Genomic DNA, 12,567 nt, shown 5'->3' with positions numbered 1-12,567 from the left:
AAGAAAAACCCCGGAGGCACAACCTCCGGGGTTTTCATGACGCCTGGAGTTCAGAGCGTATAGGAGATGCCGGCCTGCACGGTTCGCGGTGCGCCTGGGTAGGCATAGACGTTACCGAAAGCGCCTTCTTCGTAGTCGGCGTCGAACAGGTTCTTCAGGTCCAGGTTGAGGCGGATCCGCTCGTTGACCTTGTAGTAGCCGAGCAGGTCCACCACCGTGTAGCTGTCCATGGAGAACGCAGTCGCCGCCGTCTGGCCGGCCCGTTCATCCACATACTTGGCGCCTAGTCCCAGGCCCAGCCCTTTGAGGCCGCCATCCTGGAACTCATAGACGTTCAACAGGCTGAAGGTGTTTTTGGGCACGTTGAGCAAGCGGGTGCCGGACGGGATATTGATGTCCTTGGTCACTTCGGCATCCACATACGCGTAACCACCAATCACGCGCCACTCCGGCGTCAAATTGCCCGCCACGTTCAGGTCAAAACCACGGCTGCGCACTTCGCCAGCGGCCACGCTGAAGGTGGAATCCACTGGGTCAGTGGTGAGCACGTTACGTTTTTCGATCTGGTACACCGCCGCATCGACACTCAACTGACGATCCAAGGCTTCCCACTTGATCCCCATCTCATAAGACTTGCCCTCTTCCGGCTTGAACCCGCCGCCTTCGCGACTGGCACCGTTGTTGGGTTTGAACGAGCGTGCGGTATTGGCATAGACAGCCACGGTGTCGGTCAGGTCGTAGATCACACCCAGGCGCGGGGTGACGGCGCTGTCGGTGACGTCCCAGTTCCGACTACCAGGCGGGGTCTGAGGGACGAAACTCTCGTACTGATGCTCGAACCGCTCAAACCGCGCCCCAGCCAACAGCTTCAAGCGCTCAGTCAGCGCCACTTGATCCTGCACGAATACACCAAACGTCTTGAGGTTTTCCTGATCATCGGTGGGCGTGCGTGTCAGCGCCGGGCGTGGCTGGCCATACACCGGATCGAAGATATCGATCGGATAAGCACTGCTCCCCGCGGCGGAACGTTTGATGATGGACTGGTAGTCGTAGTCTTCATACTCGATGCCGGTCAACAGCGTGTGCTCGAACCCGCCAGTGGAAAAATGCCCGGTGAGGTTGAGTTGGGTGTCCCGGTCAGTCCACTCCAGTTTGCGATAGTTGAAATTGCGCCCCAGGGTACGCCCGTCGGCGGCGATACCGTTGCCTTCCACCGCGTTGCCCTGCAGGGTGCCGTCCAGCCATTGGGTACCGCCGGCCAAGGTCCAGTCGTCGTTGAGCATGTGCTCGAAACGCACCTGCAGCATGTTGTTGTCGTTGTGCAACTTGCCGGCGTCTTTCTCGCCGAAGAACGTATCGCGCGAGGCGGTGCCGCGCTGACCGGCGTAATGGGTCAGGCCACGGTCCAGCGGCGCATTGTTGCGCATGAAGTCGCCTTCGAAGGTCAGGCGCGTGGTGTCGTTGACCTGCCAGGTCACCACCGGCGCAATGCCATAGCGTTCGGTCTCGACGTGGTCGCGGAACGTATCGCCACCCTCGCCGATCACGTTCAGGCGATACGCCAGGCGCCCTTCTTCGTCCAGCGGGCCCGAGGCATCCAGGGTCCCGCGACGCATGCCCTGGTCGCTGACCTGGCTGCCCAGGGTCACCGTGCGTTCGGCCAATGGCTGCTTGGACACCACGTTGAAGGTGCCGCCTGGATCGCCGCGACCGTACAACATCGTCGCCGGGCCGCGCAGCACTTCCAGGCGCTCGATGGTGTTGGCATCTGGCATGTTCGGGTAACCGCGGTTGATCGGGAAACCGTTGCGGTAGAACTCGCCCGTGGTAAAGCCGCGGACCGTGAACGTGGTCAGGCCCTGGCCACCGAAGTTGTTCGCCCTGCCGACCCCGCCGGCGTAATCGAGCGCGTCTTGCAGCCGGGTGGCGCTGAGGTCTTCCACCACGTCGCGCGAAACCACGGAAATCGACTGTGGGGTTTCATGAATCGCGGTGTCGGTACGTGTCGCGCTGGCCGAACGGGTCGCGTGGTATCCCTTGACGGGCCCTTGCGCGGACTCGATCTCCGAAAGACCCACGATGTCCGTGGCTTGCAGTTCCAACGGTGCGGAGGTTGCGGCCATGGGCTCGTCTGCCCACGTGGATACGGAATAAGCCTGGAGCACACACAGTGAAACGAGAATCCGACGCATCGATGCACAATCCTAACGAAAATACGTCAGCCCCCCAGAGGCCGACAAGAATGTGTCGCGAAAGATACAGCAACTCATTCTTGTTTGACACAAATTCCCATTCACAACCCAGCAAAATGCCCCTTCCTGGCACGTGCCAACTGCACAACGCGACTGCTGGCAAAGTCGTATACCATATCCCCAACCAAGCCAAACGACCGCCGCCGTGACCTTATCCAAGTTCAATCTGCCTGATCTGGGCAACACCCCTTCCACTTCGGAAATCATCACCCGTCATCTGCGCGAAGCCATCGTGGCCGGGCATTTTGCCGAGGACGAGCCCATTCGCCAGGACGACATCGCCCGGCAGTTCAACGTCAGCAAGATTCCCGTGCGCGAAGCCCTCAAGCGCCTGGAAGCCGAGGGGCTGGTGATGTTCCAGCGCAATCGCGGGGCGATGGTCACGCGCATTTCCGAGGCGGAACTGGCGCAGATGTTCGAGGTGCGGATGCTGCTGGAAGACAAAGTGCTGCGCCTGGCGATTCCCAACATGACTGAAGAGACCTTCGCCCGCGCCGAGAGCATCTGCCGTGAGTTCATCGGTGAAGACGACGTGGGTCGTTGGGCTGAACTGAACTGGCAATTGCATGCCTGTCTCTACGAGCCGGCGCAGCGCCCCTTTCTGGTGGGTTTGATCCGCTCGGTGCACGACAAGCTGGAGCGCTACCTGCGCATGCAGATGAGCCTTTCGGCCGGCAAGGAACGCGCCGACCACGAGCACCGGGAAATTCTTGCGGCCTGCCGCGCCGGTGATGTGGAGCGGGCGGTGAAGTTACTGGACGAACACATCGCCGGCGTTTGCAAGACGCTGTTCGAGTTCCTGCCTTCCAGCCATTGATGCGTCGCTGCTGTGCCGATTTCGTCATGAGTGACAGATAAATCCATCAAGCCGTCACCCCCCAGCGCGGGCCACGCTTGCCGTCACTCATCTGAACGGACGTGGCCCCCCATGAAACGCATCACCGTGATCGATTCCCATACCGGCGGCGAACCGACCCGTCTGGTCACCGACGGTTTTCCCGACCTGGGCCAAGGCAGCATGGCCGAGCGCCGCCAGCGTCTAGCGACACAGCATGACGCCTGGCGCACCGCCTGCGTGCTGGAACCACGGGGCAGCGATGTGCTGGTGGGGGCGCTGCTCTGTGAGCCGCAGGACCCGAGCGCCTGTGCCGGGGTGATCTTCTTCAACAACAGCGGCTACCTGGGCATGTGCGGCCACGGCACCATCGGCCTGGTGACGTCACTGGCACACCTGGGCAAGATCGGCCCTGGCGTGCACACCGTCGAAACCCCGGTGGGCACGGTGCAATCGACCTTGCATGAGGACCGTTCGGTCAGCGTACGCAATGTGCCGGCCTACCGTTACCGCAAGGCCCTGAGCCTGGAGGTGCCCGGTATCGGCCCGGTGGTGGGCGATGTGGCCTGGGGCGGCAACTGGTTTTTCCTGATCGCTGACCATGGCCAGCGCGTGGCGGGCGACAACCTCGACGCGCTGACCGCCTATACCTACGCCGTGCAGCAGGCCTTGGAACGGCAAGGTCTGCGGGGTGAGGACGGTGGCCTGATCGATCACATCGAACTGTTCGCCGATGACCCGCACGCCGACAGCCGCAACTTCGTGCTCTGCCCCGGCAAGGCGTATGACCGCTCCCCATGCGGCACCGGCACCAGCGCCAAACTGGCGTGCCTGGCCGCTGACGGAAAACTGCAACCCGGGCAGATCTGGCGCCAGGCCAGTGTCATTGGCAGTGAATTCGAAGGCTCCTATGAGTTCGACGGCGAGCGCATCGTGCCGACCATTCGCGGCCGCGCCTACATCAGCGCCGAAACCACGCTGGTCATTGAGCCGGATGATCCGTTCGCCTGGGGCATCGTCCCGTGAACGCCGGCCACGTCGCCGATGTGATCATCATCGGTGCCGGCATCATCGGCGCCGCCTGCGCCCGAACGTTGGCCCGGCGAGGCTTGAAGGTCCTGGTACTCGATGCCGGTTGGCACGGCGCCACAGCCGCCGGCATGGGCCACTTGCTGGTGCTGGACGACAACCCGGCGGAACTGGCCCTCAGTCAGTATTCCCTGCAGCGCTGGCGCCAGTTGGCCCCGGCCCTGCCCGACGCCTGCGCGTGGCGCAACAACGGCACCCTGTGGCTGGCGGCCAATGCCGAGGAAATGGCCGTTGCCCATAGCAAGTACCTGAACCTGCTGGCTCATGGCGAAGACTGCGAGCTGATCGGGCGTGCGGCCCTGCAGCAGCGTGAGCCGCAACTGCGCGAAGGCCTGGAGGGCGGCCTGCTGATCAAGGGCGACGGGATCCTGTACGCCCCGGCTGCCGCGCGCTGGATGCTGGACGAGGCCAATATTGCTCAGCAACGCGCCCAGGTCATTGAAGTGGACGGCCATCGAGTGCGTCTTGAGGACGGTCGCTGGTTGAACGCAGAAGCGGTGATTCTCGCCAATGGCATCCAGGCCACCGAGCTGTGCCCGGAGTTGCCGATCGAAGCCAAGAAGGGCCATTTGTTGATCACCGATCGTTACCCCGCCACCGTCTGCCACACCCTGGTGGAGCTGGGGTATGTCACTAGCGCTCACAACGCCAGCGGTCCATCGGTGGCGTGCAATATCCAGCCGCGTCCGACCGGGCAGCTGTTCATCGGTGCCTCGCGACAGTTCGGCACCGTCGACCCGCAGGTGGAAGGCTGGATGCTGGCAAAGATGCTCAAGCGTGCTGTCGACTACATGCCAGGCTTGGCACACCTCAACGGCATCCGCGCCTGGACCGGTTTTCGCGCCGCCAGTCCCGACGGCCTGCCGCTGGTCGGGCAACATCCGCAACGCCCGGGCCTGTGGCTGGCGGTGGGTCACGAAGGCCTGGGCGTGACGACGGCACCCGCAACGGCCGATCTGTTGGCCGCGCAACTGTTCAACGAAACCTCACCGCTGGCGGCACAACCGTACCTGCCACAGCGTTTTCTGGGAGAACCGGCCCATGCCTGATCTGTTTCTCGATGGTCGCCCGCTCACGGTCGTCAGCGGCACCAGCGTCGCCGCCGCCCTTGCCCTGGGAGCCGACGGTTGCAGCCGCACTTCGGTCAGCGGCCAGCGCCGCGCGCCTCTGTGCGGCATGGGCATTTGCCAGGAATGCCGGGTGATGATCGATGGCCATCGACGCCTGGCCTGCCAGACGCTATGCCGCGATGGCATGCAGGTGCAAACACGACCATGAACGAAACCACCGACCTGCTGATCATCGGCGCCGGCCCCGCCGGCATGGCCGCCGCCCTGGCCGCGGCAAGCAGCGGCATGCGCATTGTGCTGCTGGACGATAATCCATTGCCGGGCGGGCAGATCTGGCGCGACGGCCCCCAAGCTCACCTCCCCGCCGAGGCCCGACGTCTGCGCAACTCATTACAGGCCTGCGCCAATGTGCGCTGCCACGCCGGCACCCGCGTCATCGCCTGCGCCGCCGATAAAACCCTGCTGGTGGAAGATGCCGAGCGGGGCTGGCAGATCACCTACCAGCGCTTGATCCTGTGCACCGGCGCGCGCGAACTGCTGCTGCCCTTCCCCGGCTGGACGCTGCCGGGGGTGACCGCCGTCGGTGGTTTACAAGCATTGATCAAGAGTGGCCTGCCAGTGCGCGGCGAACGGCTGGTGATCGCCGGCAGCGGTCCGTTGCTGCTGGCCAGCGCCGCCACCGCCAAACATCAAGGGGCGCAGGTACTGCGGATCGCCGAGCAGGCCAGTCGTGGCGCCGTCGCTGGTTTCGCCGCGCAGTTGCCGCGCTGGCCGGGCAAGTTTTTGCAGTCGTTCAGCCTTTTCGATCCACACTACCGCACCGGCACGCATGTGCTGGAGGCCCTGGGTCGCGAGCGGCTTGAGGGCGTGCGCTTGCTGCAACAGGGCAAGACACTTGAACTGGCCTGCGACCGTCTTGCCTGTGGGTTCGGGCTCATTCCCAATACTCAGCTCGGCCAGGCCTTGGGCTGTGGTCTTGAAGGCCAGGCGCTAGCTGTTGACGCCTGGCAAGCGACCACCCGCCACGACCATTACGCCGCCGGTGAATGCACCGGTTTCGGTGGCAGCGAACTGGCGCTGGTGGAAGGCGCCATCGCCGGCCACAGCGCCGTCGGCAATAGTGTCGCCGCGCAACGTTTGTGGCCTCGCCGGGCACGCTGGCAAGGTTTCGCCCGGGCGTTGAACAAGGCCTTCGCCTTGGACGCGCGACTCAAGACCCTCGCTCGGGACGACACCCTGGTGTGCCGCTGCGAAGACGTGCCGTATGGCGAGCTGGTCGGCCAGCCGGACTGGCGCGCAGCGAAACTGGCGAGCCGGTGCGGCATGGGGGCCTGCCAGGGGCGGGTCTGCGCTGCCGCGCTGGAACATCTGTTCGGCTGGCCCTCACCCACGCCGCGCCCGCCCTTTAGCCCGGCGCGGATCGAGACTTTGCTGCACCTGGAAGAAACCCCGACAACCTGAGACCACACCAGATCCTTCTGTGGGAGCGAGCTTGCTCGCGAATGCGTCGGCACATCCAGCATCGATGCAAGCTGACCCACCGCTTTCGCGAGCAAGCTCGCTCCCACAGTGGACCGCGTCAGGCCTGGACTTCCTGCCTCGATGACTTTGCACCTATGATCCCTGCGTCCCCTCAGAAACCTGACGCCATGTACCCCTCGCTCACTTCCTTCGCCCCCTGCGATTTGCCGACCCTGCTCAAAAGCCTGCAAGCCATCGCGCCGTTGCTCGACACCCTGTCGGACGTGGTGTTTTTCATCAAGGACAGGCAAGCCCGCTATGCCTTCGTCAACCAGACCCTGGCCCGGCGTTGCGGCTTCAAACAAAGCGCTGACCTGCTGGGCCTCACTGCCGAGCAGGTTTTTCCCGAGCGTTTCGGCCCGCTGTACACCGAGCAGGACCGACGGGTGCTGGCCAGCGGCCGGGAACTGGCCGACCAGCTCGAACTGCACCTGTACTACGGCAACCAGCCGGTGTGGTGCCTGACCCATAAACTCGCCCTGCATGCGCCCAACGGCCAGATCGTCGGCCTGGCCGGGATTTCCCGGGACTTGCAACTGCCGCAGTCGAGTCACCCTGCGTTCCACAAACTGGCGGCGGTGGATGCCCATATCAAGCAGCACTTCGCCCACCCCATCAGCCTTGCCGACCTGACCGCCATCGCCGGGTTGTCGGTGGCGCAGTTGGAGCGCCACTGCAAACGCATCTTCCAGCTCACGCCGCGGCAGATGATTCACAAGGCACGGCTGGAAGAAGCCTCGCGGTTGTTACTGGACCACGACCTGCCCATCACCGAAATCGCCCTGCGCTGCGGCTACACCGATCACAGCGCGTTCAGCCGGCAGTTCCGCGCCTTGACCAGCCTTTCGCCCAGCCAGTATCGCGAAAATCAGCGCTGACCGGTGTTCCCTGGTGGGGCATGGGGACTGCGATTGCTCCTATCTGTAACACCGCAAGCAAGCGTTGTTCGGCGTCTGACGCAGCTCCACGTCTTTTAATGCATGCACATCAAAGCCTTACCAATGACCACTGACTTAACCTCAAACCGGCACGCTGCTTGCTTTATTTAATATCGTATACGAAATCCTCAATACGATATTTCATCCGCATTTATTCGACAGCGAGGCATTTATGAAAAACCCTGCATTGGCTGTAGCCCTGAGCGTTGCCCTCACGCCCCTTTTCATCGCCCCCGCTCACGCCGACAAACTCGACGACATCATCGGCTCCGGCAAACTGCGCTGCGCCGTGACCCTGGACTTCCCGCCCATGGGTTTTCGTGACGCTGGCAATAAACCCGCTGGTTTTGACGTGGACTATTGCCACGACCTGGCGAAAGTCCTCGGCGTGGAACCCGAAGTGGTGGAAACGCCGTTCCCGGACCGGATCCCGGCGCTGGTTTCCGGCCGTGCGGACGTGATCGTCGCCTCCACCTCCGACACCCTGGAGCGGGCCAAGACCGTGGGCCTGACCGTGCCCTACTTCGCGTTTCAGATGGTGGTGCTGACCCGGGACGATACCGACATCAACAGCTACGACGACCTCAAGGGCAAACCTCTGGGTAACACCAGCGGCACCTACGAAGCCATCGCCCTGGAAAAAGACCAGAAAAGCTGGGGCAGCGGCAGTTTCCGCGCCTACCAGTCGCAGAACGACACGCTGCTGGCCGTCGCCCAGGGCCACATCGATGCGACCGTGGTGACCAACACCGTGGCGGCCGCGACCATCAAGTCGGGCAAGTACAAGAACCTGAAAATCGCGGGCAACGCGCCCTATGTCATCGACTACGTGTCCCTTGGCGCCAAGCGCAACGAGTACGGGTTGATCAACTACCTTAACCTCTTCGTCAACCAGCAGGTGCGCACTGGCCGTTACAAGGAGCTGTTCGTCAAATGGGTGGGCACCGATATCCCGCCGGCCGACCTGGTGGTGCCGCAGGTCTACTACTGAGGATTGGAGCATGCCAAGCCCGCCTACCCGTGTGACGGGCCGAAGTCTGGTGGAGGGTGCCGCCCAGGGCGCCCTGCTGTACGCCGATGTGGGCCTGAGTTTCTGGGGCGGGGTCGATCCGGCCAGCGGCGAGGTCATTGACCGCCATCATCCGTTGAGCGGCGAACGCCTGGCCGGGCGCGTGCTGGCGATTCCCAGCGGGCGTGGCTCCTGCACCGGCAGCAGCGTGCTGATGGAGCTGATCAGCAACGGCCACGCCCCTGCGGCCCTGGTGCTGGCCGAGGCCGATGAAATCCTGACCCTGGGCGTGCTGGTGGCGCAGGTGATTTTCCAGCGCTCCCTGCCGGTGGTGTGTGTCGGGCACGAGGCCTTCAAGCGGTTGCGCGGCCAGGGTTTTGTGCGCATTGAAGGCGCTTGCCTGACCTTGTCAGGTCAGCGCCCCAACGATGGCTGGCACGGGCTGGACTTTCCAACCCCCGCGCTCAGCGGTTCAACCATCAGCCTCAGCCAACAGGACCAGGCGCTGCTGGACGGCAGCCACGGCAAGGCGGCCCAGGTCGCGATGCAGATTGTATTGCGCATGGCCGATATCCAGGGCGCCACACAACTGCTGGATGTGACCCAGGCCCACATCGATGGCTGCATCTATACCGGCCCGGCCAGCCTGCGTTTTGCCGAACAACTGGTGCAGTGGGGCGCGAAGGTGCGCGTGCCCACCACGCTCAATTCGATCTCCGTGGACCAGCGGCGCTGGCGGGAACTGGGCGTCGACCCCACCCTGGGTGAGCCGGCCAGCGCCTTGGGGGATGCCTACATGGCAATGGGTGCGCAGTTGAGTTTCACCTGTGCCCCCTACCTGCTCGACAGCGCGCCCAAGGCTGGCGAACAGATCGTCTGGGCCGAATCCAACGCCGTGGTCTACGCCAACAGCGTGCTCGGTGCCCGCACGCAAAAGTACCCGGACTTCCTGGACATCTGCATCGCCCTCTGCGGCCGCGCGCCATTGACCGGCTGCCATCTTGACGCGCAGCGCAAAGCCGCGCTGATTATCGATGTGCCGCCGTTGGGGCCCGTGGACGACAGTTTCTATCCGCTGCTGGGTTATCACATCGGCAGCCTGACGGGCCGTCGCATTCCCCTGATCCGCGGCCTGGAGCACGCCGCCCCCACGCGGGACGACTTGAAAGCCTTCGGCGCCGCGTTCGCCACCACCAGCGCCGCGCCGCTGTTCCACATCGCCGGGGTGACGCCCGAGGCCCTCGACCCGGTCGATGTCCTGGAGCCGGGAGTCAGTTTGCCGCAGGACACTGTCAGCGCTGCCGGCCTGCTCGCCAGTTGGCGCGAACTCAACAGCGCGCGGCACCGCCAGGTGGACGTGGTCTCCCTGGGCAATCCGCATTTTTCCCTCAGCGAATTCGCCGCCCTGTCGGCCCTGTGCGCAGGCCGCCACAAACATCCGGAAGTGGTGCTGGCGATCACCTGTGGCCGAGCGGTACTGGAACAGGCCCGCGAGGCGGGCCATCTGCAGGCCATCGAAGCCTTCGGCGCGCTCCTGGTCACCGACACCTGCTGGTGCATGTTGGGCGAGCCGGTCATTCCGCCCGAGGCCACCACCCTGATGACCAACTCCGGCAAATACGCCCATTACGCACCGGGTCTGGTCGGTCGCGGCGTGCACTTCGCCAACCTTGCGCAGTGCGTTGAAGCCGCGTGCAGCGCAACGGCCAGCGGTCAACCGCCGACGTGGCTGCAACCGACTGTCCATACGGGGGGCCTAACCGATGTTTGACTACAGTTTCCAGTGGCGCCCGGCCTTGCGTGCCCTGCCCGACATGCTCGCCGGGGCCTGGGTCACCTTCGAGACCGCGGCGCTGTCGATGATCTTCGGCGTGCTGATCGCCCTGGTGCTGACGGTGATGCGCCAGGCCCGCCATCCGCTGCTGCGCGGCGTGGGCAATGGCTGGGTGTCGATCGCCCGCAACACGCCCTCGCTGTTCCAGATCTACATCCTTTACTTCGGCCTCGGCTCTCTCGGGCTGCACGTCAGTTCCTGGCTGGCGTTGCTGGCCGGTATCACCTTCAACAACGCCGGTTACCTGGCGGAAAACTTTCGCGGCGGCCTCAAGGCCGTGCCGAGTACCCAGATGCGCGCCGCCCGCTCCCTGGGCATGAGCGCCTGGCAGGCCTACCGGATGATCATCGTGCCGCAACTGCTGCGCATCGTGTTCTACCCGCTGACCAACCAGATGGTCTGGGCGGTGCTGATGACCTCCCTGGGTGTGGTCGTGGGCCTGAACAACGACCTGACCGGCGTCACCCAGGAATACAACGTCAAGACCTTCCGCACCTTCGAATACTTCGCCCTCGCGGCGGTGCTGTATTACCTGATCGCCAAGCTGATCGTCGGGCTGGCCCGGCTGTTGTCCTGGCGCCTATTCCGTTATTGAGTGTTTCGTTATTGAGGGCTCGTCATGTTTGAAACCAGCCTCACCCTTAACGATCTGCTGTTCTTGCTCGACGGGGCCTGGGTCACGCTGCAACTGACCGCGTGGTCGATCCTGCTGGGCTCCCTGGCCGGCTTGCTGTTCGGCCTGCTGCGGGCATTGCTGCCGCGGGCCAGCCTGCCACTGGCGTGGGTACTGGACGTGTTTCGCAGCGTTCCGCTGCTGATCCAGTTCGTGCTGTTCAACGCCCTCAAGAGCATCGTCGGCCTGAACCTGAGCGCCTTCGCGGTCGGTTGCATCGTGCTCGGCGTCTACGCCGCCGCCTACTTCACCGAGATCGTGCGCGGTGGCGTGCTGGCGGTGCCGTTGAGTACCCGGCGCGCCAGTCGCTCCCTGGGCCTGAGTTACCTGCAGGATCTGCGCTACATCGTCCTGCCGATTGCCACGCGGGTCGCATTCCCTGGCTGGCTGAACCTGGTGTTGGGCGTGATGAAAGACACCGCGCTGGTGATGTGGATCGGCATCGTCGAACTGCTGCGCGCCTCGCAAACCATCGTCACCCGCATCCAGGAACCGCTGCTGGTGCTGTGCATTGCGGGCCTCATTTACTACGTCATGAGCCTGGTGGTCGCCCGCCTTGGCGCACGTCTGGAAAGAAGGTGGCAGGAAAATGATTGAGATCGAGAACGTACACAAATCCTTTGGCGAGCTGGAAGTGGTCAAGGGCGTGAGCCTGACGGTGGACAAAGGGGAAGTGGTGTCGATCATCGGCGGCTCCGGCTCCGGCAAATCGACCCTGCTGATGTGCATCAACGGCCTTGAGCCGATCCACAAAGGCAGCATCCGCGTGGACGGCATCGAGGTTCACGACCGCGCCACCGACCTCAACCGCTTGCGGCAAAAGATCGGCATCGTGTTCCAGCAATGGAACGCTTTCCCCCATCTGACCGTGCTGGAAAACGTGATGCTGGCGCCTCGCAAAGTGCTGGGAAAAAGCAAGCAGGAGGCCGAAGCGCTGGCGCTGCGACAGCTGGAACATGTGGGCCTGGGAGACAAGCTCAAGGCCTTCCCCGGCAAGCTTTCCGGTGGTCAACAACAGCGCATGGCGATCGCCCGGGCCCTGGCGATGTCGCCGGACTACATGCTCTTCGACGAAGCCACCTCGGCCCTGGACCCGCAATTGGTGGGCGAAGTGCTGGACACCATGCGCATGCTCGCCGAAGACGGCATGACCATGGTGCTGGTGACCCACGAGATCCGCTTCGCCCGGGACGTGTCCGACCGCGTGGCGTTTTTCTGCGACGGGCGGGTCCATGAGATCGGGCCGCCGGATCAGGTGATTGGCAACCCTGTGCAGCCGGAGACGGCGGCGTTTCTCAAGTCGGTGAAATAGCGATGGCCCCATCGCGAGCAAGCTCGCTCCCACA

12 protein-coding genes are annotated in these 12,567 nt (G+C 63.8%); 11 read left to right on the top strand and 1 reads right to left on the bottom strand.

From position 1 onward, the window contains the following. Positions 1-50: 50 nt before the first annotated feature. Entirely contained in the window at positions 51-2,192 is a 2,142-nt protein-coding gene (locus MKS85_RS12255; protein ID WP_310662921.1) for a TonB-dependent siderophore receptor, read from the bottom strand. A gap of 205 nt (positions 2,193-2,397) precedes the next feature. On the opposite strand from MKS85_RS12255, the gene MKS85_RS12250 reads away from it, so the two are divergent. The 11 genes from MKS85_RS12250 to MKS85_RS12200 all read left to right on the top strand — a co-directional run bounded on the left by MKS85_RS12250 (position 2,398) and on the right by MKS85_RS12200 (position 12,533). Beyond that, entirely contained in the window at positions 2,398-3,069 is a 672-nt protein-coding gene (locus MKS85_RS12250; RefSeq protein ID WP_076385185.1) for a GntR family transcriptional regulator, read from the top strand. Positions 3,070-3,180: 111 nt separating this feature from the next. Next, positions 3,181-4,113, top strand: a complete 933-nt coding sequence (locus tag MKS85_RS12245; protein WP_139050463.1) for a 4-hydroxyproline epimerase — start codon at positions 3,181-3,183, stop codon at positions 4,111-4,113. Next, a complete protein-coding gene (locus MKS85_RS12240; protein ID WP_139050464.1) occupies positions 4,110-5,225 on the top strand; it encodes an FAD-binding oxidoreductase in 1,116 nt (371 codons plus the stop codon). Before MKS85_RS12245 ends, MKS85_RS12240 begins: the two co-directional genes overlap by 4 nt. Then, positions 5,218-5,454, top strand: coding sequence for a 2Fe-2S iron-sulfur cluster-binding protein (locus MKS85_RS12235; RefSeq protein WP_047228979.1), 237 nt, complete (start codon positions 5,218-5,220; stop codon positions 5,452-5,454). The genes MKS85_RS12240 and MKS85_RS12235 overlap by 8 nt, the downstream gene beginning before the upstream one ends. Further along, a complete protein-coding gene (locus tag MKS85_RS12230; RefSeq protein WP_139050465.1) occupies positions 5,451-6,707 on the top strand; it encodes an FAD/NAD(P)-binding oxidoreductase in 1,257 nt (418 codons plus the stop codon). Before MKS85_RS12235 ends, MKS85_RS12230 begins: the two co-directional genes overlap by 4 nt. Positions 6,708-6,895: 188 nt before the next feature. Continuing rightward, a complete protein-coding gene (locus MKS85_RS12225; protein WP_139050466.1) occupies positions 6,896-7,645 on the top strand; it encodes an AraC family transcriptional regulator in 750 nt (249 codons plus the stop codon). Positions 7,646-7,877: 232 nt separating this feature from the next. Next, complete coding sequence (locus MKS85_RS12220; RefSeq protein ID WP_310662920.1) at positions 7,878-8,696, top strand: transporter substrate-binding domain-containing protein; 819 nt, start codon at positions 7,878-7,880, stop codon at positions 8,694-8,696. 10 nt (positions 8,697-8,706) lie between these two features. Then, on the top strand, positions 8,707-10,485 hold the full coding sequence (locus tag MKS85_RS12215; protein WP_310662919.1) for an aconitase family protein: 1,779 nt from the start codon (positions 8,707-8,709) through the stop codon (positions 10,483-10,485). Next, positions 10,478-11,143: an amino acid ABC transporter permease gene (locus MKS85_RS12210; protein WP_047228974.1), complete on the top strand. Its 666-nt coding sequence runs from the start codon at positions 10,478-10,480 to the stop codon at positions 11,141-11,143. The genes MKS85_RS12215 and MKS85_RS12210 overlap by 8 nt, the downstream gene beginning before the upstream one ends. A gap of 24 nt (positions 11,144-11,167) precedes the next feature. Beyond that, positions 11,168-11,818 (top strand): amino acid ABC transporter permease, encoded by a 651-nt coding sequence (locus MKS85_RS12205; RefSeq protein WP_139050468.1) that lies wholly within the window; start codon positions 11,168-11,170, stop codon positions 11,816-11,818. Further along, positions 11,811-12,533 carry an amino acid ABC transporter ATP-binding protein gene (locus MKS85_RS12200; RefSeq protein ID WP_139050469.1) on the top strand — a complete coding sequence of 241 codons (723 nt, stop codon included), beginning with the start codon at positions 11,811-11,813 and terminating at the stop codon, positions 12,531-12,533. The genes MKS85_RS12205 and MKS85_RS12200 overlap by 8 nt, the downstream gene beginning before the upstream one ends. Positions 12,534-12,567: the final 34 nt, after the last annotated feature.

The organism is Pseudomonas sp. JL2 (assembly GCF_031570495.1).
GTDB lineage: Bacteria > Pseudomonadota > Gammaproteobacteria > Pseudomonadales > Pseudomonadaceae > Aquipseudomonas > Aquipseudomonas rhizophila.
The sequence above is the reverse complement of the archived record's forward strand: the minus strand, read 5'-3'. Positions and strand labels throughout refer to the sequence as shown.

Coding starts and splice junctions, on each gene's coding strand:
- MKS85_RS12220 (WP_310662920.1), top strand. CDS start 7,878: ATGAAAAACCCTGCATTGGCTGTAGCCCTGAGCGTTGCCCTCACGCCC.
- MKS85_RS12205 (WP_139050468.1), top strand. CDS start 11,168: ATGTTTGAAACCAGCCTCACCCTTAACGATCTGCTGTTCTTGCTCGAC.
- MKS85_RS12200 (WP_139050469.1), top strand. CDS start 11,811: ATGATTGAGATCGAGAACGTACACAAATCCTTTGGCGAGCTGGAAGTG.
- MKS85_RS12210 (WP_047228974.1), top strand. CDS start 10,478: ATGTTTGACTACAGTTTCCAGTGGCGCCCGGCCTTGCGTGCCCTGCCC.
- MKS85_RS12235 (WP_047228979.1), top strand. CDS start 5,218: ATGCCTGATCTGTTTCTCGATGGTCGCCCGCTCACGGTCGTCAGCGGC.
- MKS85_RS12215 (WP_310662919.1), top strand. CDS start 8,707: ATGCCAAGCCCGCCTACCCGTGTGACGGGCCGAAGTCTGGTGGAGGGT.
- MKS85_RS12255 (WP_310662921.1), bottom strand. CDS start 2,192: ATGCGTCGGATTCTCGTTTCACTGTGTGTGCTCCAGGCTTATTCCGTA.
- MKS85_RS12225 (WP_139050466.1), top strand. CDS start 6,896: ATGTACCCCTCGCTCACTTCCTTCGCCCCCTGCGATTTGCCGACCCTG.
- MKS85_RS12245 (WP_139050463.1), top strand. CDS start 3,181: ATGAAACGCATCACCGTGATCGATTCCCATACCGGCGGCGAACCGACC.
- MKS85_RS12230 (WP_139050465.1), top strand. CDS start 5,451: ATGAACGAAACCACCGACCTGCTGATCATCGGCGCCGGCCCCGCCGGC.